General features: G+C 65.0%; 22 protein-coding genes. 17 read left to right on the forward strand and 5 right to left on the reverse strand.

Features of this window, described 5'->3' with window-relative positions; translation table 11 throughout:
- Window positions 1-210 precede the first annotated feature (210 nt).
- Window positions 211-555, reverse strand: coding sequence for a hypothetical protein (locus tag NU1_RS31275; protein ID WP_067527078.1), 345 nt, complete (start codon window positions 553-555; stop codon window positions 211-213).
- Window positions 556-763: 208 nt separating this feature from the next.
- On the opposite strand from NU1_RS31275, the gene uvrC reads away from it, so the two are divergent.
- The 7 genes from uvrC (at window position 764) to tpiA (ending at window position 9,169) form a co-directional block, all read left to right on the forward strand.
- Window positions 764-2,836, forward strand: a complete 2,073-nt coding sequence (gene uvrC, locus NU1_RS31280; protein ID WP_067527079.1) for an excinuclease ABC subunit UvrC — start codon at window positions 764-766, stop codon at window positions 2,834-2,836.
- A 164-nt stretch (window positions 2,837-3,000) separates the two neighbouring features.
- Window positions 3,001-3,957 carry an RNase adapter RapZ gene (gene rapZ / locus NU1_RS31285; protein ID WP_084521976.1) on the forward strand — a complete coding sequence of 319 codons (957 nt, stop codon included), beginning with the start codon at window positions 3,001-3,003 and terminating at the stop codon, window positions 3,955-3,957.
- Window positions 3,954-5,000, forward strand: coding sequence for a gluconeogenesis factor YvcK family protein (locus NU1_RS31290; protein ID WP_067527080.1), 1,047 nt, complete (start codon window positions 3,954-3,956; stop codon window positions 4,998-5,000). The genes rapZ and NU1_RS31290 overlap by 4 nt, the downstream gene beginning before the upstream one ends.
- Window positions 4,991-5,974, forward strand: coding sequence for a DNA-binding protein WhiA (gene whiA, locus NU1_RS31295; protein WP_067527081.1), 984 nt, complete (start codon window positions 4,991-4,993; stop codon window positions 5,972-5,974). The genes NU1_RS31290 and whiA overlap by 10 nt, the downstream gene beginning before the upstream one ends.
- A gap of 170 nt (window positions 5,975-6,144) precedes the next feature.
- Window positions 6,145-7,164 carry a type I glyceraldehyde-3-phosphate dehydrogenase gene (gene gap / locus NU1_RS31300; RefSeq protein WP_067527082.1) on the forward strand — a complete coding sequence of 340 codons (1,020 nt, stop codon included), beginning with the start codon at window positions 6,145-6,147 and terminating at the stop codon, window positions 7,162-7,164.
- A gap of 5 nt (window positions 7,165-7,169) precedes the next feature.
- Entirely contained in the window at window positions 7,170-8,381 is a 1,212-nt protein-coding gene (locus tag NU1_RS31305; RefSeq protein WP_067527083.1) for a phosphoglycerate kinase, read from the forward strand.
- A gap of 2 nt (window positions 8,382-8,383) precedes the next feature.
- Complete coding sequence (gene tpiA, locus NU1_RS31310; protein WP_067527084.1) at window positions 8,384-9,169, forward strand: triose-phosphate isomerase; 786 nt, start codon at window positions 8,384-8,386, stop codon at window positions 9,167-9,169.
- Window positions 9,170-9,248: 79 nt separating this feature from the next.
- On the opposite strand, the gene NU1_RS31315 is transcribed toward tpiA, so the two are convergent.
- The 3 genes from NU1_RS31315 to NU1_RS41940 all read right to left on the reverse strand — a co-directional run bounded on the left by NU1_RS31315 (window position 9,249) and on the right by NU1_RS41940 (window position 10,244).
- Window positions 9,249-9,527: a YggT family protein gene (locus tag NU1_RS31315; RefSeq protein ID WP_067527085.1), complete on the reverse strand. Its 279-nt coding sequence runs from the start codon at window positions 9,525-9,527 to the stop codon at window positions 9,249-9,251.
- A 166-nt stretch (window positions 9,528-9,693) separates the two neighbouring features.
- Window positions 9,694-9,918: a hypothetical protein gene (locus NU1_RS31320; protein WP_067527086.1), complete on the reverse strand. Its 225-nt coding sequence runs from the start codon at window positions 9,916-9,918 to the stop codon at window positions 9,694-9,696.
- Window positions 9,915-10,244, reverse strand: coding sequence for a hypothetical protein (locus NU1_RS41940; RefSeq protein WP_157553299.1), 330 nt, complete (start codon window positions 10,242-10,244; stop codon window positions 9,915-9,917). Before NU1_RS41940 ends, NU1_RS31320 begins: the two co-directional genes overlap by 4 nt.
- A gap of 396 nt (window positions 10,245-10,640) precedes the next feature.
- Here NU1_RS41940 and NU1_RS31325 point away from each other — a divergent pair, with 396 nt between their 5' ends.
- From NU1_RS31325 to hutH, 7 genes are all read left to right on the forward strand, one after another.
- A complete protein-coding gene (locus tag NU1_RS31325; RefSeq protein ID WP_084521977.1) occupies window positions 10,641-11,546 on the forward strand; it encodes a DUF5753 domain-containing protein in 906 nt (301 codons plus the stop codon).
- A complete protein-coding gene (locus NU1_RS40815) occupies window positions 11,543-11,734 on the forward strand; it encodes a DUF397 domain-containing protein (protein ID WP_084521978.1) in 192 nt (63 codons plus the stop codon). The genes NU1_RS31325 and NU1_RS40815 overlap by 4 nt, the downstream gene beginning before the upstream one ends.
- Before the next feature lie 522 nt (window positions 11,735-12,256).
- Entirely contained in the window at window positions 12,257-14,641 is a 2,385-nt protein-coding gene (locus NU1_RS31330; RefSeq protein WP_067527088.1) for a hypothetical protein, read from the forward strand.
- A 257-nt stretch (window positions 14,642-14,898) separates the two neighbouring features.
- Complete coding sequence (locus NU1_RS31335) at window positions 14,899-15,540, forward strand: hypothetical protein (protein ID WP_157553301.1); 642 nt, start codon at window positions 14,899-14,901, stop codon at window positions 15,538-15,540.
- Window positions 15,537-16,352: an ESX secretion-associated protein EspG gene (locus tag NU1_RS31340; protein ID WP_067527090.1), complete on the forward strand. Its 816-nt coding sequence runs from the start codon at window positions 15,537-15,539 to the stop codon at window positions 16,350-16,352. The genes NU1_RS31335 and NU1_RS31340 overlap by 4 nt, the downstream gene beginning before the upstream one ends.
- Before the next feature lie 97 nt (window positions 16,353-16,449).
- Window positions 16,450-16,854, forward strand: coding sequence for a DUF2628 domain-containing protein (locus NU1_RS31345; RefSeq protein ID WP_067527091.1), 405 nt, complete (start codon window positions 16,450-16,452; stop codon window positions 16,852-16,854).
- A 249-nt stretch (window positions 16,855-17,103) separates the two neighbouring features.
- Window positions 17,104-18,678 (forward strand): histidine ammonia-lyase, encoded by a 1,575-nt coding sequence (hutH, locus tag NU1_RS31350; RefSeq protein ID WP_245720398.1) that lies wholly within the window; start codon window positions 17,104-17,106, stop codon window positions 18,676-18,678.
- Window positions 18,679-18,799: 121 nt separating this feature from the next.
- Here hutH and NU1_RS31355 read toward each other — a convergent pair whose 3' ends face one another.
- Window positions 18,800-20,461 carry an alkaline phosphatase D family protein gene (locus tag NU1_RS31355; protein ID WP_067527092.1) on the reverse strand — a complete coding sequence of 554 codons (1,662 nt, stop codon included), beginning with the start codon at window positions 20,459-20,461 and terminating at the stop codon, window positions 18,800-18,802.
- A gap of 116 nt (window positions 20,462-20,577) precedes the next feature.
- Between NU1_RS31355 and NU1_RS31360 the strand changes: the two genes are divergently transcribed.
- The 3 genes from NU1_RS31360 to lpqS all read left to right on the forward strand — a co-directional run.
- On the forward strand, window positions 20,578-20,934 hold the full coding sequence (locus NU1_RS31360; RefSeq protein WP_067527096.1) for an ACT domain-containing protein: 357 nt from the start codon (window positions 20,578-20,580) through the stop codon (window positions 20,932-20,934).
- A gap of 167 nt (window positions 20,935-21,101) precedes the next feature.
- A complete protein-coding gene (locus NU1_RS31365; protein WP_067527093.1) occupies window positions 21,102-21,476 on the forward strand; it encodes a BlaI/MecI/CopY family transcriptional regulator in 375 nt (124 codons plus the stop codon).
- Window positions 21,477-21,723: 247 nt separating this feature from the next.
- The coding region (gene lpqS / locus NU1_RS31370; protein ID WP_084521980.1) for a putative copper homeostasis (lipo)protein LpqS at window positions 21,724-22,107 on the forward strand (384 nt) is incomplete at its 3' end.

A 22,107-nucleotide genomic window follows, 5' to 3' on the forward strand; every position in this document is an offset into this window, starting at 1 on the left:
GGAATGACGAGGGCTCACGCCGGAATGACGAGGGCTCACGCCGGAATGACGAGGGCTCACGCCGGAATGACGAGGGCTCACGCCGGAATGACGAAGACTCGCGCCGAAACGACGAAGGGTCATGCCGGATGGTGCGGGGGTCGGTTGGCGAGGGCTCACGTCGGTTGGCGAAGGTGGTCGGGCGACATCGCGCCCTCGATCCGGCTGCGCTCAGAACGGCCCGTCGGTCCAGGCGTCCAGCGCGACGCCCTTCTTGCCGGTGCCATTGCAGGTCAGGCTCATCGGCAGGTACGGCCGGGCCGAATCGCTCACATTGAAGGTGGGGGACTGCATCCCATTGCCGACGGTGCGGTAGCCCAGGCAGCGCACGATTCCCACGTACCAGCCGTTGTCCGGGCAGGTGAAGGTGATGGTGTCGGCCGCTGAGCGGTCGATGACGCAGCCCGCGGGCGCGGCAGAGGCGGGTGACGCGACGGCCGCCAGGGCCGCGCCGGTCAGGCAGAGCGCGGCGCCGACAGAGAGGAATCGGCGGCGCAGGCGAAGGCGAATCATCATGTGCTCTCCTCGGGGTCGGACCCTCTTGATAACCACTGCTCGAATTGCCACTGCGTTCCATAGTGGCGTCGATCGGTACTTCGGAGTGGGAGCGTCCACGGATGCGTGTCTCGGCGTGGCGCGATAGCTCTCGGCGCGCCGCGGTACCCAACGGGCATCCCGTGGTGGCCGGGGGAGCGTGTCGGACCGGATCAGTAACCTTGGTGCCGTGGCAGATCCCGCGACGTACCGGCCCGCGCCGGGCAGCATTCCCGTCGAACCCGGTGTGTACAAGTTCCGGGACGTGCACAAGCGGGTCATCTACGTCGGCAAGGCCAAGAGTCTGCGTAGCCGGCTCAACTCCTACTTCGCCGATGTGTCGTCGCTGCATCCGCGCACCCGGCAGATGGTCACCACCGCCGCCAGCGTGGAGTGGACCGTGGTCTCCACCGAGGTGGAAGCGCTGCAGTTGGAGTACAACTGGATCAAGGAATTCGATCCGCGCTTCAATGTGCGCTACCGCGACGACAAGTCCTATCCGGTGCTGGCGGTCAGTCTCAATGAGGAGTATCCGCGGGTCTTCGTCTATCGCGGGGCGCGCAAGAAGGGCGTGCGGTACTTCGGGCCGTACGCGCATGCCTGGGCCATTCGCGAAACCCTGGATCTGCTGCTGCGTGTCTTCCCGGTGCGCACCTGCTCCAATGGAGTTTTCAAGCGGCACAACCAAATTGGGCGTCCATGCCTGCTCGGCTACATCGACAAATGCTCCGCGCCGTGTATCGACCGGGTGAGCGCCGCCGAGCATCGGCAGATCGTGGAGGACTTCTGCGACTTCCTCTCCGGGAAGACCGACCGCCTGGTCAAGGACCTGGAAAAGCGGATGCACCTGGCCGCCGAGGACCTCGATTTCGAAACCGCCGCCCGACTGCGTGACGACGTCCAGGCCCTGCGGCGGGCACTGGAGAAGCAGGCCGTGGTGCTCGGCACCGGCACCGACGCCGACGTCATCAATTTCGCCATCGACGAACTGGAGGTGGCGGTCCAGATCTTCCATGTCCGCGACGGTCGCGTGCGCGGTCAGCGCGGCTGGGTGGTCGACAAATCCGGCGATGCCGTCGACCTGAGTTGGTCAGGCCCGGAGGCGGCAGCCAGCGTAACCACGGAGGGCCCCGACTCTGGTCGCAATGAGCACCGCACCGTGGAATCCGGGAGCGAGCTGGCCGCCTTGGTGGAACAGTTCCTCACCCAGTTCTACGGCGAGCAGACCGCGGTCGCCGAGCAGTCCGGCGAACCACAGCCCGGTGCGGTGGTGCCGCGTGAGGTGCTGGTACCGGTGCTGCCCAATGATGCCGAGGAAGTGCAGAAGTGGCTCTCGGCTCTGCGCGGCTCGGCGGTCCAGTTGCGGGTGCCGCAGCGCGGGGACAAGAAGGCCCTGGCCGAAACCGTGCAGCGCAATGCCATGGAATCGCTCAACCAGCACAAACTCAAGCGCGCGGGGGATCTGACCGCGCGGTCGGCCGCGCTCCAGGGCATTCAGGACGCCCTCGATCTCGACAGCGCACCGCTGCGCATCGAGTGCGTCGATATCTCCCATGTGCAGGGCACCGATGTGGTGGCCTCGCTGGTGGTGTTCGAGGACGGGCTGCCGCGCAAATCCGAATACCGCCACTACGCCATCAAGGAGGCCGCCGGGGACGGTCGCTCCGATGATGTGGGCAGTATTGCCGAGGTGACGCGGCGACGGTTCCAGAAGCTGCGCCGCGACCTCGATGCCATGGAGGCGGAGGCACTCGAATCCGACGGGGACACAACGGAATTGCCCGGCATCGATCCGAAGACCGGTAAGCCGCGCCGGTTCTCCTACCCGCCCAATCTGTACGTGGTCGACGGTGGCGCGCCCCAGGTCGCGGCCGCCGCCGAGGTTCTCGATGAACTCGGTATCACCGATGTCGCCGTGATCGGGCTGGCCAAACGCCTCGAGGAGGTGTGGGTGCCGGGTGAGGCCGATCCGGTGATCATGCCGCGTACCAGTGAATCGCTGTACCTGCTGCAACGCGTCCGCGACGAGGCACACCGCTTCGCCATCACCTTCCACCGCAGTAAGCGTTCCCGCCGCATGACCGCATCCGCCTTGGACGCGGTGCCCGGCCTCGGCGCGACCCGCAAAACCGCCCTGGTGACCCACTTCGGGTCCGTAGCGAAGCTCAAGCAAGCTACGGTGGAGCAGATCACCGAGGTTCCGGGTATCGGCGTGGCCACCGCGAATGCGGTACTGGCCGCTTTACACGGCGAAGGCGAATAGGGCGAGCGCGACGGGCAGCGTCCGCGCGGTAACCCGATCGGCGGGCATCGTGCAGTGGACACGCCCGGTGTGAGAGTGGCCGCTTGTCGGCGTGTCGCGGCATGGGTTCGGGCATCGGTGCAGCATGATCGAAGGAAATCACTAGACACGAACCCCGGTAGGACATGACGCGCGTCGAATCCAGTAACAATGCGACCAGCACCCGATCCACACCGACTCCCGTACCCGCCGATTCCGCACCGGTCGAGGTCGTCATCGTCACCGGACTCTCCGGTGCGGGACGCGGCACCGCCGCTCGCGTACTCGAGGATCTGGGCTGGTACGTCGCCGATAACCTCCCACCCGAACTGATCGGCCGCCTGGTCGAGCTCGGTGCGGCGGCCGAACCGCCCATCCGCAAATTGGCCCTGGTCATGGATGTGCGGAGCCGGTTCTTCACCGGAGACCTGTCCGGGGTGACCGAACAGCTGCGCGCCGCGGGCGTGCGAACCCGAATCCTTTTCCTGGAAGCCTCCGACGATGTGCTGATCCGGCGTTTCGGATTCGCCCGGCGGCGGCATCCATTACAGAGCGAGAGCGCCGACGGCACCCTCTCCGAGGGCATCGCCGCCGAACGCCGTCGCTTGGCATCGGTGAAAACGGCCGCTGATGTGGTCATAGACACCACTGAACTCTCGGTGCACCAGCTGCACCGCCGACTCGAGGAGGTCTACGGTGGCGGCGCGGCGACCGCGCTGCAGCTGACCGTGCAATCGTTCGGTTTCAAGTACGGGGTCCCGCTGGATGCGGACATGGTGTTGGATGTGCGTTTTCTGCCCAATCCACATTGGGTCCCGGAACTCCGCGAACAAACCGGACAGGATGCCGAGGTGCGTGAGTATGTGTTGTCGCAGACGGGCGCGCGGGACTACCTGAGTACCTGCCGACACCTCATCGACCTCACCACCGACGGCTACCGTCAAGAGGGGAAGCGATACATGACCGTGGCAGTGGGCTGCACGGGTGGAAAGCACCGCAGCGTGGCGATAGCGGAGGCGCTGGGCGGATTACTCGGCGACGATGTGGACAGCGGATCGGCGGACGTGGTCCGCGTGGTCCATCGGGACCTGGGGCGCGAATGACCGAGCGCGAAACCAACCCGGCGATTGTCGCGCTGGGCGGAGGACACGGGCTGTACGCGACCCTGACGGCGGCGCGCCGGCTGACCCGCAAGATCACAGCGGTGGTCACGGTCGCCGACGACGGCGGCTCCTCGGGTCGGCTACGTGCCGAATTGGGCATACCGCCGCCGGGTGATCTGCGGATGGCACTCGCCGCGCTGGCCGAGGAAACCGACGGCGTCTGGGCGCGCACGCTCCAGCACCGCTTCGGTGGCACCGGCGCATTGGCCGGGCATTCGGTGGGCAATCTGATGCTGGCCGGACTCACCGAGGAGCTGGGCGATTCCGTCGCGGCGCTCGACGAACTCGGCAAGGCCCTGCGTATCACCGGCCGGGTGCTGCCGATGTCGCTCATCGCGCTCACCATCGAAGCCGATGTCGCGGGGCTGGAGGCCGATCCGCGGGTGAGTCGCTGTATTCGAGGTCAGGTGGCGGTCGCGACTACGCCGGGAAAGGTACGCCGGGTGCGGCTCATCCCATCCGATCCACCCGCCTGCCCCGAATCCACCTCGGCCATCGAACACGCCGACGTGGTGATCTTGGGTCCGGGAAGTTGGTTCACCAGCGTGATTCCGCACGTCCTCGTGCCGGAGCTGCACGACGCGCTGATACATACGAGAGGTCGTAAAGTACTGGTGCTCAACCTTGCCGCCGAACCGGGCGAAACGGCCGGATTCTCCGCTGAACGACACCTACATGTATTGTCCCAGCACGCACCGGATTTCACAGTCGATGAGGTTTTGGTCGATTCCGGCTCCGTACCCGAGGGTAGGGAACGCGAACATGTAGCAAGAGCCGCCCAACAGCTGCGAGCGCGAGTAACCTTCGCTGATGTCGCCGAGGCGGGGACAGACCGGCACCACCCCGGAAAGCTTGCCGCCGCACTGGATCAGGTGATCCGGCAACCTCGGCCGGAATTGGCAGGGCTTCGAGTCGAAGGACGGCATATGGGCCAGCATGTGCGCACCGGGCTGGGCGGAAAGGAACGCGTCTCGTGGCGATGACAGCAGAAGTGAAGGACGAGCTGAGCCGACTCTCCGTGTCACAGGTGAGTTCGCGCAAGGCTGAGCTGTCCGCACTACTCCGGTTTGCCGGTGGCCTGCACATCGTGGGCGGCCGGGTGATCGTCGAGGCGGAGGTGGATATGGGTTCCATCGCGCGTCGACTGCGCCGGGAGATCTTCGAGCTGTACGGCTACGGCTCGGATGTGCACGTGCTCGGTGCGGGTGGACTCCGCAAGACCTCCCGCTATGTGGTGCGGGTTTCCAAGGAGGGCGAGGCACTCGCCCGGCAGACCGGATTGCTCGATGTACGCGGTCGCCCCGTGCGGGGTTTGCCCGCACAGGTGGTCGGCGGCAGCATCGCCGATGCCGAAGCCGCCTGGCGTGGCGCGTTTCTCGCGCACGGGTCACTCACCGAACCGGGCCGCTCGTCGGCCCTGGAGGTGAGCTGCCCGGGACCGGAGGCGGCGCTCGCGCTCGTCGGCGCGGCTCGCCGCATGGGCATTTCCGCCAAGGCGCGCGAGGTCCGTGGCACCGACCGGGTGGTGGTGCGCGATGGTGAGGCCATCGGCGCGCTGCTCACCCGGATGGGCGCGCAGGACACCCGGCTGACGTGGGAGGAACGGCGGATGCGGCGTGAGGTCCGCGCCACCGCCAACCGGCTCGCGAACTTCGACGATGCCAATCTGCGGCGCTCGGCCCGCGCCGCCGTGGCCGCCGCGGCCAGGGTGGAACGCGCCCTGGAGATCCTCGCCGAGGATGTGCCCGACCATTTGGCTGCCGCGGGCAAGCTCCGCGTGCTGCACCGGCAGGCCTCGCTCGAGGAACTCGGCCAGCTGGCCGATCCGCCCATGACGAAAGACGCTGTAGCAGGCCGTATTCGACGATTGCTGTCGATGGCGGACCGGCGCGCCAAGGAACTCGGCATCCCCGATACCGAATCCGCGGTCACCGCCGAACTGCTCGAAGACGCGTGAGAACGACCACGCGCACAGCGTGACCGAACACCGCGCCGTACGCTGTCTCGGAACACCCCTGGCCGTTTGTGCTTCACAACGACAGGGGTGTCTCTGTGATGTGCCCCGCCCGGCGTTAGGGTTAGAAGGCAACGGAACATAGATCCGCGACACAACTGAGGAGCGATAACGTGACTGTCCGGGTAGGTATCAACGGCTTCGGCCGTATCGGACGTAACTTCTTCAGGGCGGTCGAAGCGCAGAAGGCGCTCGGCACCACCGATATCGAGATTGTCGCGGTCAACGACCTCACCGACAACGCGACTTTGGCCACGCTGCTGAAGTACGACTCGATCCTCGGCCGTCTGCCCCAGGATGTTTCGCTGGACGGCGACGACACCATCGTGGTCGGCGATATGCGGATCAAGGCCCTCGCCATCAAGGAAGGCCCGGCGGCGCTGCCCTGGGGCGACCTGGGTGTCGACGTGGTCGTCGAGTCCACCGGCATCTTCACCGACGCCACCAAGGCCAAGGGCCACCTGGCCGCCGGCGCCAAGAAGGTCATCATCTCCGCCCCCGCCAAGGGCGAGGACATCACCATCGTGATGGGTGTCAACGACAGCAAGTACGACGGTTCGCAGAACATCATCTCGAACGCCTCGTGCACCACCAACTGCCTGGGACCGATCGCGAAGGTGCTCAACGACTCCTTCGGCATCGAGCGTGGTCTCATGACCACCATCCACGCCTACACCCAGGACCAGAACCTCCAGGACGCCCCGCACAGCGACCTGCGTCGTGCCCGGGCCGCCGCGCTGAACATCGTGCCCACCGGCACCGGCGCCGCCAAGGCCATCGGCCTGGTGCTTCCCGAACTGCTCGGCAAGCTGAACGGTTACGCGCTGCGCGTGCCCGTTCCGACCGGCTCGCTGACCGACCTCACCGTGGATCTGGCCAAGGCCGCCTCCATCGATGAGGTCAATGCCGCCATGAAGGCCGCCGCGGACGGCCCGATGAAGGGCATCCTGAAGTACAACACCGATCCGATCGTCTCCTCCGACATCGTGACCGACCCGCACTCCTCCATCTACGACGCGCCGCTGACCCAGGTCATCGACAACCAGGTCAAGGTCGCCTCGTGGTACGACAACGAGTGGGGCTACTCCAACCGCCTGGCCGACCTCATCGGTCTCGTCGGCAAGTCCCTGTAAGCGCAATGGCGATCAAGACACTCCAGGATCTGCTGAACGAGGGTGTCGAGGGTCGGGGCGTACTCGTGCGCTCCGACCTGAACGTTCCCCTCGATAACGGCGTGATCACCGATCCCGGCCGCATTATTGCGTCCGCTCCGACCATCAAGGCATTGGCCGAGTCCGGTGCCAAGGTGGTCGTGACGGCGCATCTGGGCCGTCCCAAGGGCGAACCGGATCCGAAGCTCTCGCTCGCGCCGGTCGCGGCGCGACTGGCCGAGGAGCTGGGCCGCAATGTCCAGCTCGCCGGTGATGTGGTGGGCCAGGACGCGCTCGCGCGCTCGGAGGGCCTCACCGACGGCGATGTGATGCTGCTCGAGAACATTCGCTTCGATCCGCGCGAGACCAGCAAGGACGACGCGCAGCGGGCCAAGCTGGCCGCGGCGCTGGTCGAGCTGGTAGGCGACGACGGCGCGTTCGTCTCCGACGGATTCGGTGTGGTGCACCGCAAGCAGGCGTCGGTCTACGACGTGGCGAAGCAGTTGCCGCACTACGCCGGTGGGCTGGTGGCCACCGAGACCGAGGTGCTGAAGAAGCTGACCGAGAATCCGGAGCGGCCGTACGCGGTCGTGCTGGGTGGTTCGAAGGTTTCCGACAAGCTCGCGGTCATCGAGGCGCTCGCACCCAAGGTCGACACCCTCGTTATCGGCGGTGGCATGTGCTTCACCTTCCTTGCCGCACAGGGCCTTTCGGTGGGCTCCTCGCTGCTGCAGGAAGAGATGATCGACACCTGCAAGCAGCTGCTGGAAACCTTCGGCGACGTCATCCACCTGCCCATCGATATCGTCGCCGCGAGCAAGTTCGCCGCCGATGCCGATTCGAAGGTGGTGTCCACCAACGAGATTCCGGACGGCTGGATGGGTCTGGATATCGGTCCGGAATCGGCAAACCGCTTCGCGGCGCTGCTGACCGAGGCGAAGACCGTGTTCTGGAACGGCCCCATGGGCGTATTCGAGTTCGAGAAGTTCGCGGCCGGTACCCGCGGCGTCGCGGAGGCCATCGCCACCGCTACGGGCAAGGGCGCGTTCACCGTTGTCGGCGGTGGAGATTCGGCCGCGGCCGTGCGTTCGCTCGGACTGCCCGATGACGGTTTCTCGCACATCTCGACCGGTGGCGGCGCGTCGCTGGAGTACCTGGAGGGTAAAGAACTTCCGGGCATCGCTGTCTTGGAGGACTGAGCATGGCACGTAAACCGCTCATTGCGGGCAACTGGAAGATGAACCTCAATCACCTCGAGGCCATCGCCCTGGTGCAGAAGATCGCCTTCGCACTGCCCGAGAAGTACTTCGCCAAGGTCGATGTGACGGTCATCCCGCCGTTCACCGACCTGCGCAGCGTGCAAACCCTGATCGAGGGCGACAAACTCCTGCTCACCTACGGTGCGCAGGATGTCTCCACCCACGATTCGGGTGCCTACACCGGCGAGATCAGCGCCCCCATGCTGGCCAAGCTCGGCTGCACCTACGCCGTGGTCGGCCACTCCGAGCGTCGTCAATACCACCTCGAGAACGACGCCACGGTGCTGGCCAAGGCCAAGCAGGCGCTCAAGTACGGCATCACCCCCATCGTCTGCATCGGTGAGGGTCTGGGTATCCGCGAAGCGCGCACCCATGTCGAGTACAACCTCGAACAGCTGCGCGGTTCGCTCAAAGGCCTGACGGCGGAGGAGATCTCGAAGGTCGTCATCGCCTACGAGCCGGTCTGGGCCATCGGCACCGGCAAGGTCGCCACCCCGTTCGACGCCCAGGAAGTCTGCGGAGCCATCCGCGGCGAACTGGCCGATCTGGCCGATCCGGAGGTCGCGGCGGGCGTGCGCGTCCTCTACGGCGGTTCGGTCAATGCCAAGAACGTCGGCGAACTGGTCGGCCAGACCGATATCGACGGCGCACTCGTCGGCGGCGCGTCGCTCAAGGGTGACGAATTCGCCACCCTGTCGGCGATCGCCGCGGGCGGGCCACTGCCGTAACGGGCAGCACCGCAACGGGTTTCAACCGTAAAGGGCCGGACATCCAGGTGATGTCCGGCCCTTTACGCGACATCGCCCGCTACAGGCTGAACGCCACCGCGCGCAGAAGAATCGCGGCGATGAAGACGATCGTGAATGCCAGGTCGATCCCGATGCCGCCCGCCCGCAGCGGCGGCAGCACCCGACGCACAGGAGCGATCACCGGCTCCGTCAACCTATGGGTGATATCGCGGGTCTTGTACACCCAATCGGCCGGGCCGGAGGACAGGGTGATGATCCAGTCCACGATCAGTCGGGCGATCAGGAACAGGATGAACACCGTTAGGGCGTACCCGATCAGCGTTCCGATGAGGCTCATGGCGAACTCCTTCGTGGTGGCCGCGTGGGCGGTCTACCTTGGTCAACGAGTGAGATCAGGCCGGAAGTGCCACCTCGGCCACGCTATCAGCTGATTATCAGGTCGGCTGGGCGATCGCCCTGGGCGCGCAGGGCGGCGTGTCCCGGTGCCTGCGCGATGCTGGCCGCTACTCGCCGAGTCGCTCCAGCACATAAGTGCGCATCCGGCAGTCGTCGGTTTCGCATCGACTACGGTGAAAGAGTTCGAGAACCTCCAGGTCGCGCCGACTGAGCACGATGTGCGGGGCGGGTCGGGTGTGGATGGTCGAATTCGGTACGCGTGCCTGCGCCGTGGCCATGATCTCGGCGGGCATGCGCTCCTCGGGAGAGCGATTGGAGGTGAGGTGGGTCATCGCCGACTCCTGGGCTCGAACGGATCGGGGGAGACGCGGCGCAGGAGGGCCCAGCGGCGATCTGCTGCGGGCACAGCTGTCGCCGCCGGGCCCGTGGTCTGCTGGTCGGCCGGAGGGATGGGCCAGCACCAGCCGCTGTCGATGCGAATCCGCGCCAATTGCCCTCGCGCACCGCAGGACTGAGCCGTGCCGCCATCGCCCGCAGTGCAATTGCGATGCCGATACAACAGCGCCCGGCACTCGAAGGACGTCAGCCGCAGCGGTCCGGGTATCACGTAATGCGATATGCGCGAATACATGTCGTCACCCGGCACGGTGACGCCCATGCAGGCGGCACCGATTGTTGAGCGGGACGATACGGAATGGGGTCCCGCCCACGACGAGGACGGCGGCGCCCGTCATGGACGGGCGTTCGGAACTGTCGCGGGAGATTCCCCAGACGGCTCCAGCGACGAGGGCGATAACCGCCCCTGCGATCAAACAGAATTGGAACAAGGTCAGGATCACGGAAATCCCTCAATTCTGAAATGAGTGGTGTTGAAACGGGTTTCGGTTCCGAATCTGAAACGGCGGATGGTCGATGTCGTTGCGTCGTTCTGTTTCTCAGTAGACACTGAGCTGGCCGAAATAGGAACTTCCACAACGGTATTCGATGGGAATATGCTGGATCTCCAGCCGGGGCTATTCCAGTCCGGAGATTCCCAAATAGTGAGGCAAACAAAATGGCCGGTTCAACGCTTCCCCGTCGAGCGCTCGGTCGCCTTCTTCGCCAACTACGGCTACACGCCAAGAAGGGGCAACTCGCTGCTGGGCTGCACGTCGAGACCTCTCCGCAAAGCATTGGCCGCATGGAAGACGGCCAAAAGATCAAAATATCGACGGCTCAGTTGCGGGATCTCCTTGACTTCTACGGCATCCCGAATCCGAGCACCGAGCGAGACGAAGTTCTCGGCCTCTGGGAGGAGGTCAAGGCGCAGGACCAGGCGGCCAAGCTGGCGGGTACCACCAAAGGCTGGTGGCGCTCATATCGGGATCAGTTCCAACCGCACTTCGACCACTATCTGAGCTTGGAGACCGCGACGAACCACATGACAACGCATCAGCTCGTCCTCATGCCCGGTCTGCTCCAGACCCCCGAGTACCGCCGTGCCCTCACGAAGGGTGATGAGCCGGACCTGTCTGCTGTAGATCTTGAACGTCGGCTCGAACTCGCAGCGCGTCGACAGGCACGGTTGGATGAACCGGGCTTCGGCATCGACGCCCTCATCTCAGAGGCCGTGCTGCGGCATCTTCCGGGCAAGCCCGAGGTGATGGCCGAACAGCTGAACTGGCTGGCCACGGCCAGCGAACGGGACAATATCTCTGTCCGCGTCGTTCCGTTTGGTCTAGCCGTGCCCCGAGGGCTCGTGATTCAATCGTTCACTCTGCTCGAATTCCCGTCTCTCGCTGGCCGATTGGTTGAGCCGCCGGTTGTCTACGTCGAGGGAGCCGAAGGCGCTCTGTACCTGGAGCGTGACGATGTGATCGACCGGTACCGGAAGGCGATCACAGCGATCCGGGCAGTAGCTTTGAATCAAGATGACACCAGGGAGCTGGTGCTGAACATCGCGAAGGAGTACGCGGCGTGATCCCTAACCCGCCCATCCGCAGATGGTACAAGTCCACCCAATCCCCACAGGCAAACGAATGCGTCGAGGTCTTCCTCGACGACGCCCGAGTGGGGGTGCGCGACTCGAAGAATCCTGGCGGTCCCGAATTGTTTTTCAGCGGCGCGGCATGGGATGCGTTCCTCGCGAGTGGTGTCTGGAAACGCTGACTCACAACACCATCGACGGCCTCGCCCGGAACCTCGCCGATCAGGTAGGGGTCCTCTTCCCGGAGTGGCCGGGTGAGGTGAAACGTGGACGTGGGGGTGGGTGAGAACTGTGCGTTTGCACCCACCAGTGAAGCGTCTACCCGACGGTCACGGGCTCGTGGTGGCGCAGGGACTTTCCGGTGGCAACACCCGAATGCGCTGAGATCTACTGATACTCGATGCAACAGTGGATTGGACAGTAGGTACGTCGTGCGGGCTCACCTGATGTCGCGTGGGTGATCGGCTGGATTTCCACTCGGAAAGTACTCGGACGTTTCCTATCCAGTTGGGCGGCTTCTGTTGTGGACGGCAACCATTCGAGGCCGCAATGTCGGGTCGATACGCGAAATCCCACGCGCTGAGGCTGAATGAGCCACGTGATAGCGTCTGGTCGGCATGCTCGGCGGTCGTCGCGGATAGCGTCGAGCTGCACCGTGACGCGACGAGGGATTGCGTGGCGGTTCGGGTTGGGGGAGGAAGTCAGTGAGCGATCCGAACAATGCCTGGGGCAGTGGACTGAAGCAATCGGCGACCGATGGTGGATTCGGCGTCACGTTCGACCCCTCGGTAGCGACCACACTGTCGGCGGAATGCGCGTCCATGCTCAGCGCGGTCGAGGAGGCCGCCGGTGTGATGACGACCGCGCGCGAGCTGAAACCGTTGAACCTGAAGATATCCGGCCCGGAGCTGGCGACGATGATCAACACCGCCGCCGCCGACCTCGACGACCGGCTGGTGAGCGGGCACCGGAAGATCCTGACGGATATGGGTGAGACCTTCGTCATCGCCGGAGGCTTGTACAACCGGGCCGAAGAGGATTCGCAGTCGGCGTTTCAGAAGCTCACGGTCAATGCGAACCGCGCGCCAGTGCAGTTCGAGGGTGCGGAGCTGCCGGGTTGGCGGCCGTCGTCTCGGTATGGCCACGAGTTCTATTCGCACTCGGCCGATCGTGATTACACCAACACCTTGGCCACCACCAGTGAAGCGGTATCCCTCGACACACTCGCCGAGCACTCGGGTGTCACGGTCAAACCTACGACGCTGACCCTCGACAGCGATCTGGGCGAGAACTACACATGGGATGAGTTCGCCGCGCAGTACGATCATGTCGACGGCCAGCAGATCCCGGGGCAGCTACAGCATTTCGCCGACTCGTGGAAGCAGGCGGCCGATATCTTGCGCGCCCAGTCGGCGGCCTTCAAGAGCACGTATGAACCTCTCCTGCCAGAGTCGCCCGACACGGCGGCGACCGAGGGGATCTGGGCATCCCCGGCCGCGAGTCGGGCCAAGGCGGCCCTCGACGACTACTTGACCGGCATGAGCCGGTTGATCTCCGGCATGGACGTGATGAGCCGCAATCTCGCGTTCACCCAGGGGTGGTTGTCGCGCCTGCAAACCTTCCTCCCGCTCCATACCTACGAGGTGTATCTCGGGTCCCGATCTGCCCGGACTCTCGACGCGGAACTTCGCCAAATCCAGTCCACCTGGGACACCTGGTATGTCGAGGGCGCGAAACTGACCGCTGGTTCCATCCCGGATCTCCCACCTGCCCGCAGTATCGTCACCACGCCCAGCATCGGGGGGCTGCCCACCTCACTGACCGAGCTGCTGATCGGCGATCAGAGCCCAGGTCAGACCAACATCGACCCCGTAGCCATGGCCAACCAGCTCGGCAGGGGCATCCCGGTGGAAGTCGTGAACCCTGATGGCAGTCACACCATCATCACGCCCAATCCTGATGGCACCACCACCACGACTACGTCCACCAAAGCCCCGGACGGCAGCGTCACCACCGTTTCCAAGACCGATGGCGGACCAGCCGTCACGTCGGTGTCCACGCCCCGTAACGACGGTAGCGGCATCATCGACACCGTCACCACCAACGCCGACGGCTCCGTCACGACCACCGTCACGACCCCCATCGGCGGCGGACGCCTCAAAACCACGACCACCAACCCGGACGGCACTCCCGGTCCGGAATCCATCGTCTCCCCCCTCGCTCACGGTGGGATGCTCACCGAGACCGCTGACTCCGACAGCCGTACAGTGTCCGCGACGGTCACCCGCTCCGACGGCTTCAGCTATACCGAGACCGGCCGAATCGATGAGAACGGCAAACCACAATTGCTCTCCACTATCGACAGCAGCGGCAAGCAGGCAATCATCCAATCCGACGAGGCCGTCTTCACCACGTTCGGTGACGGATCGTCCTCCACGACCACCCGGCTGCCTGACGGGAGCACCTTCACGCAGTTCAGCGATGGCACCATCTGGACGACCGACGCTCCTCAACCCGACCAGCCAGCCGTCAGCGCGGTGGACGCGGCCATGGCCTTCCTCGGTTTCGAGGTGCACCCGAACACCACATTGGGGGGAATGGCTGCCAGCGGCATCGCCGCCGGAATGGAGGTGGGTGGCGGCACCATGGCAGAGAAGGCGGCCATGATGGCGAGGACCTCTCAACTCCTCGGCCAGGGAGCTCTCCAGGACCTCGCCGACGGGGCGGGTCTCCCCGGCAAACAGACATCGGTCGCGCTGCAAATCGGCGACGACGCTTCCAAGCTCGCGGGCCAGGGCAAATTGCTCGGCACAGTCGGAAAGGTCGGCGGCCCCCTGGCGACAATCGGATTCGCCACCTACAACTCCTGGGACGATTACAACGAAGGGCGCAAGAGCGGCTGGGCGGCAATCGGAAACGGGGTGGGGACCTCAGTCGGGGGCATTGGAGGCGGAATGTTGATCGGGGCGGCGGGGGGAGCCTTGTTCGGTCCGCCTGGCATGATCGTTGGAGCAATTCTCGGCGGTCTTGGCGGCGGTGCGGCCGGCGGGTTGGCAGGCGAAACAGCAATGAAAGCGGTAACAGAATGAACCGTGCCTCAAGCAATTCTATTCAGCGTGCGATCACCGTACCTTGGCCCTCGGGGTTCGGACCTGAAAGTCGCAGGCACGCAATGTTATTCGGCGCGCTGCCGGTGATCTTTATCATGGCATTCATTGGAATATGGATGATCGTCTCGGGCCTGAGTCTGGGCAACATCGGGCAGGTGCTAATCGGAGTAGTATGTACTCTGATTTTTCCAGTAGCTGCCCCGGTGGCGGTCCGCGTATACCGAACGAGGCGGAGTGTGCCACCCGTCCTTCATGCAGGACCGAATATTGGCGGCGAAACCTCATTACCGATCCCGAGATGGCAGTGGTTCTCGCTGATTTCCGGGCTATTTGCGCTAACCATGGTCCTTGCTGCCATGCTGTTCCTATACGCATTAACCTTCTCTGACACTGCCACGTTGAACTATCGGTTGCGTAGCCCGCTCATCATCCCTCTCTTGGTTGTCGCTCTACTAATCGGTACATGGCTTCTGGCTCGCGTGCTGTATGCGGCGAAAAGAGAGCAAGGCCTGTGGTTGACCCCCACCAAGGTGCACCTCAGCAACGGACTCATGCGCCAATCCGTTGATTGGGATGACATCCTGGAAGTGCAGGCAGCCGCGAAGCCCCGATTCGCCACGGTCAAGCTCATATCGAGGCCTGGCACTCTCGATCTCGTGTGGGCCTCCAGGTGGGCGCGTAAAAAGAGTCGCACCTGGCTCATCGAGATCTACACGCTGGAATTCGATATGGATTCCGCGCTTCTGTACCACCTGATTGCCTTCTATTCGCAGCATCCCGAGCTGCGTGCGGAACTGGGTTCGCGAGCTGCGTCTGATCGGATATGCCGCGGTGCGGTACTCGAATCGAGTGCCCGCCGCCCGGGTGCCCTATCGTGACACGCACCTGGCGGTTCACCGAGGCCGAGTTCGCCATGCTGTGGCGGGACGTGACCGGCGACCGGTTGCCCGCACCGTTTCTGTACGTCTCCGCTGCGGCGACCCCGGAGGAGCAGCGCGCCACCTCGCACGCGGCCAGAGAGAGCTTGCGGGACAAGGCGACCCGTGAGGTCGAAGATGTTGTCGACACCATGGCCAACCCGGATCTCGCACTCTCGGTGTACGGCGGCGACGAGCGCGAACCGATGCGCCCCGAATCGATGATCCGGATTCTTGCCACCCGCAAAGCCGAACGCGGATATCTCATTACGCAACTCCCGGGTGGCTCGTTTTTTCATCGAGGCGGATACACCGTCATCCGGTGTGATCCGCTACGGCTATCCGACGAAGTAGTCGAGGCACTACCGCCAGCACAGGCGGGTTCCCGAGGCGAGGTGGAACTCACCTCAATCCATGCCCGCGCCATGCTCTACCAAGACACCTCCGATGCCGCGAATATGGAATACAACGACTCCCGGTCGTCGGTGGTCGCCACCGACGACCGAGTCCCTGTCGTATCGGCGCGGTTCCTGCGGGCCCCGGCATCGATCTCCGGCGAAATCCAAATTACGCAGGGCAGTTCAGTTTTCGGCCCACGTGGCATCACACGGCATACGGTCGGCTGGCGCGATCTCGACGACGGTCGCTACGTCATCACCGACCGCCCCGCACGGGCCCTCGGCGCCGATGCGAAACGGTTCGTCTCGGTGCTGAATACGCGGATCGCGGCGGTAATCAGGGCCGTCAAGGAAGAACGAGAGCACCTGCCCTGACGGCGTCCAGTCTCGGCCGCCAGCACAACTGACACACCGGCACAGCGAAAGTGGAGATATCCGATGAACACGCCACCCCCCCGCCACGACCAAGGATCTGAAGCCCAAGTGGCGTGAGCGGTTCGCCTTCTTCGGATCCCACGGTCACCCCGGCTCCCCGGAATACCGGCAGGGCCTGAAGAACCTGACCTTCGCCAAGCGGATACTCATCAGCACGAACATCATCGCGTTCTTATTCGGGCCGATCTACTTCTTCGTCCTCGGTCTGTGGAAGAAGAACCTCTCCCTGCTCGGAATCTGGGTGGGCGTTATTGTCGCGGTCGTCGCCCTCGAAGTGATCACAGGGGTGACGTTGCCCGACCCGATCCCGCAGGCCTTCGGGTTCGGTATGGCCGCCCTGTATATGTCGACCGCGAATTACGCCTACTACCTCCAGCGCACGCGTGGGATCCAGAGTTGGAATCCCTTCGAGGGCATGGGGAAACGCGCGCCCTCCCAGTAACCTGCTGTGCTTTGCTGACAGCCCACCGCGGCGTCTCGCCGACAGCTCTCGTCATCCCGGTGTGCTTGTGGCCGGGATCCACTCTGCTGACGCAGCACTTTCGGGTGTGGATTCTGGCTGAAGGCATGCCGGAATGACCGGGCGCGGTTATGCGGAGGATTTCTGATCAGACGCCTGGGATCGAGTCCGTCGGTCGCCATCGCCCATACTGCCGGGCCGAAGAACAATGATCTATGCGAAGCTCGTTCGGTGAGCGCCTCCATCGACAACACCGCTATCCAACCCACGCCGACCGTCACCGTCGGACTCGGCCCGGTCAGTTTCGAGGAGGTCGTCCGCGTCGCACGCTCCGGTGCGTCGGTTGAGCTGTCGGATGAGTCCCTCGCCGTCATCGCCGATAGCCGCACGCGGATTCAGGAGCTCGCGGACGACCCGAAACCGGTGTACGGGGTGTCGACCGGGTTCGGTGCGCTGGCGAGTCGGCATATTCCGCAGGAGTTGCGAACTCAGCTGCAACGCAGTCTCATTCGCTCGCATGCGGCGGGCTCCGGTGCGGAAGTGGAAGCAGAGGTCGTGCGGGCCATGATGCTGCTGCGGCTGTCCACGCTGGCGACCGGGCGTACCGGTGTGCGGCCGCAGGTCGCCGAGGCGTACGCGGGCATGCTGTCCGCCGGATTGACCCCGGTGGTCTATGAGTACGGCAGTCTCGGATGCTCGGGCGATCTCGCGCCGCTGGCTCACGTTGCCCTGGCCATTATCGGTGAAGGACAGGTGCGCACCGCCGAGGGCGAATTGCTGCCCGCCGGGGAAGCCCTGGCCGTGGCCGGGATGGAGCCGATCACCCTGGCCGAGAAGGAGGGCCTGGCGCTGATCAACGGCACCGACGGCATGCTGGGCATGCTCGTCCTCGCGCTCGACGATCTCGACGCGCTGGTGAAGCTGGCCGACCTCGCCGCGGCGATGAGTGTGGAGGGGCTGCTCGGTACCGACCGGGTGTTCGCCGCCGACCTCCAGGCTCTGCGCCCGCACCCGGGACAGGCCGTCGCCGCCGAGAATATGGTGCGCGTTCTCGCCGACTCCGCCATTGTGGCGAGCCATCGCGGTCCCGACTGTGCTCGCGTGCAGGACGCGTACTCACTGCGGTGCGCGCCCCAGGTCGCCGGTGCGGTGCGCGATACCCTCGCGCACGCCCGGACCGTGGCCGCCCGGGAACTCGCGAGCGCCGTCGACAACCCGGTCGTCACCCTCGACGGCCGGGTCGAATCGAATGGCAACTTCCACGGGGCCCCGGTCGCCTACGTCCTGGATTTCCTCGCCATCGTGGTCGCCGACCTCGCCAGCATCAGTGAACGGCGCACCGACCGCTTCCTCGATGTCGCCCGAAACCACGGCCTGAACGCGTTCCTCGCCGATGACCCGGGTGTCGACAGCGGTCATATGATCGCGCAGTACACGCAGGCGGCCATCGTCTCCGAGCTCAAGCGACTGGCGAATCCGGCCAGTACCGACTCCATTCCCTCCTCGGCGATGCAGGAGGATCACGTCTCCATGGGGTGGTCGGCCGCACGCAAACTGCGCCGGGCCGTCGACGGCCTCACCCGGGTGCTGGCCATCGAAATCCTGACCGCCGCACGGGGAATCGACCTGCGCGCACCACTGACCTCATCGCCCGCCACGGCCGCCGTGATCGCCGCACTCCGTCAGGAGGTGCCGGGTCCGGGAACCGATCGCTATCTGGCCCCGGAGATCGAGGCGGCGGTCCGGCTCGCCGCATCGGGCACCCTGGTCGCCGCCGCCGAATCGGCGACGGGGCCACTGTCCTGATTCGGCCACGCTGGTCGGCTCGCACCTGTACCAGGTGGTTGCGAGCCGAAGGACGTGGTCGTTGAGACACGCCGGTTTCTGATCAACGCGGGTCGGGACCGCTCGGGGTGCCGGTGTGGAATCAACGCGGGTGCGGGTCGGCATTGCCCGGTAGAGCGGCGCTGTCGGGGGGATCGGGGTCGGGAATGGCCTGCGACCCTCCGGCCTCGATAACGCCGGGGACCCGGTCCTGGACCACGAAGGTGGCGCGGGTGTGTACGGGTGCGCCCGGCCGTCGCACGTAGGGCACGACACGAAAATCGGTGCGCCACAGCTGATGATCGATTTCGACGCGGACGTATCCGCGTTGGTTATTGGTGAATTTCAGGTCCGGGTTGGCGGCGAGCAGCCGTCGCCCGCTATCGCTGAGGTCGACGCCGTTGCCGCCGCTGGTGATCGAGGTGCCGATGAATTCGGAGGCCACCACCGGGGACGTGAGATCGTCGTGGTCGCGACGGAGGTCCGCGGCACAGTGTTCGTGGCGGTCACCGGTAATGACCACGAGATTGGGCACTCCCCGCTCGGCGGCGGTGCCGAGGACGGTATTGCGATCGGCGATATACCCGTCCCACGAGTCCGTACCCATTACGGTGGCGGGTCCCGGATCGGTGTCGGTACGGCTCATGGACACCTGATTGCCGAGCACCTGCCATCGGGCGGGGGAGTCGATCAGCCCGTCGATGAGCCAATTGCGTTGCCGCCGACCGAGGATGGTGCGATCGGCGGCGTATCGGTCCGCGCATTCCGCGACCGGATTGCCGTCGCTGCACGCCAATGCGGAACGGTAGGACCGGGTGTCGAGCATGGTGATCTCCGCCAGATCGCCGAACCGATACCGCCGGTGCAGCAGGATATTCGGCCCGGACGGCATTTGCGCGATCCGCAGCGGCTGGTGTTCGTACATGGCTTGGAAGGCGGCGGCCTTGCGGCGACGGAACAACGCGGGAATTCGGTAGATATCGAAAGCCACTCCAGAGGATTCTCCCGCCCAGTTGTTGGCGATCTCATGATCGTCCATGGTGGTCAGCCACGGGAACGCGGCGTGCGCGGCGCGCAGCTGCGGGTCGGCCTTGACCTGTGCGAACCGCTGCCGATAGTCCGCCAGATCGACGGCCTCGGCGGTGATATCCGGGTGGGCGGCCATTCCTTCCCGGCCGTGGACCCAGGACTTCTCGTAGATGTAGTCGCCCAGATGCACGACCAGATCGAGGTCCTCACGACTCATATGCTCATAGGCGGTGAAGTATCCCGAACTCCACGATTGACATGAGGCGAAGGCGAACCGCATGCGCGCTACGGCCTGGCCCGCGGCCGGTGCGGTCCGGGTGCGCCCGATCGGTGAGATCTCGGACCCGGCCCGAAATCGATAGAAATACCAGTGGTCCGGTTCCAAACCCCGCACTTCCGGATGCACGCTGTGCGCGAGTTCCCGTGTCGCGACGGCCGTTCCGCGTACCACAACCTGCCGGAAGTTCTCATCGAGCGCAACCTCGTAGTCGACGCTCACCGGAGCCCACGCCATCCCGCCGTGCCCGTCCGGGGCCAGCGGATCCGGTGCGAGCCGCGTCCACAACACGACCCCATCCGGCAGCGGATCACCCGACGCCACTCCCAGGGAGAAGGGATAGCCCCCGACCCACCGCGGTGCGCGCAACCTCGCACTGCTCACCGCGGAGGTTCCCAACAGCACCGCGGCAGAGCCGGCGGCGCCCAGTCGCAGTACCTGCCGTCGAGACATGCCCATAGGTCACAGTAATCAATACCGAACCGGTGGGTTGTGAACACCGCGCGCGACCCGGCGAAACTTCCGATGACAGTTCGCGCGGTGAGGGGCTCCCGGACGGCGCATACGATGTCGCCATGACCGGCGGCCAGCGTGTGCAGATCGTCCCCTCGCAGTTCGTGATCGAACACCTGCCGAACTCGACCTTCCCCGAGGACGATGAGTGGATCGCTCTCGTCCGAGCGCCCGAGGGGCTCACCATGATTCGCGAGGCGCCGCCGTGGGCGGAAGGGGAGATCTGGAAGGGCTTCTACGGTGGCGGCGCACACGATAAGCCCGGTACGCTCGCCGCCCTCATCGGCCCACTGGCGGATGCGGCCATACCGGTATTCATCGCGTCGACGTATCACGCCGATCTGGTCCTGGTGCCGGATCATCGGCTCGCTGACGCGTCGGCGACGCTGCGCGATGCCGGTTACCGAATCGCCGAATAGTCTCCGCACCCAGGTTACTGTCTACGTACGTAGGCAGTATGAAGAGTGTGTTTCATGTCGCCGGTTCCCGTGGGCAACGAGCTCGCGTCGGCCTACGATCGACACCTACGCAACAGGGCAGTAGATTGTGTCGCTGGGTGACGCAGCGCGGTGAGGAGAGGTCAACGGTGAGAGCTCGAGGCTTCGGCGATCTCGAAGCGGTCATTATGGACCGGATCTGGGCTCGTCCCGAGCGAACGACGGTCCGCGAGGTGTTCGACGAACTCGCCGCCGAACGCGAGATCGCCTACACCACCGTCATGTCCACCATGGACAATCTGCACCGCAAGGGCTGGCTGGAACGCGAACGTGTCGGCAAGGCCTACCACTACTGGGCGAAGCTGAGCCGCGAGGAATACGGTGCGCGGCTCATGCGCGAGGCACTCGGCGCCGGTGGGCAGTCCGATCTGGTGCTCGCGCACTTCGTGGAGCAGATGAGCCCGGAGGAATCGGAGGGGTTGCGCGCGGCGCTGCGTAAGCTCACCCGGGGCAAGCGCGGCTGAGCTACTGAAGTTCTCCGCGCGGTGTCGCCTGCCGAGGGGGCAACATTACGCGATCAAGGTCAGTAGTCGGACGGCGCTGGCGAATATGTGGCACTGCTGGCGATGTGACCACACCCCGCGTGCCTACCTACGTACTGAGATAGTAGATTGTCGGGCAGGGGTATCCATCCAGTACCGGCGGTCCGGATGTGTGCTTCCCGAAATGTCAGTAGGACAGCGTGATTCGAGCGGAAGGCAGTAGGTCGCGGTGAATCTGGTCGGTCGGCTGCGGTACGCGAAGAGCGCGCTCGCGGTGCTCGCCACCGCATTGCTGCTGACAATGCTGGCTGATTGCATGCTCGTGAGCTCCCCGAGCCATCCCCACGCAACACCCCATTCGGTGAGTGCGCTCGATCTGGTGGCTGGCCCGGGCCACCCGCACTTCTTCGTGGATCGGGCGCATTGCGAGCCGAGCGGCGAACACTGTGAGAAATCGGTCCTGCTCAGCCAATTCGGTGGACCGCCGTACCAGCCGACGCCACTGCTGTCGCTGCTGGTCGTCCTGCTCGCCGCCGCGGTGCTCTGGCTGATCGCCGGGGGAGTACGCGGCCCACCCACCTCGCCGGCGGTGGTCAGTGGTCGATTACTACTG

Source organism: Nocardia uniformis NBRC 13702, assembly GCF_001613345.1.
GTDB classification, from domain to species: domain Bacteria; phylum Actinomycetota; class Actinomycetes; order Mycobacteriales; family Mycobacteriaceae; genus Nocardia; species Nocardia uniformis.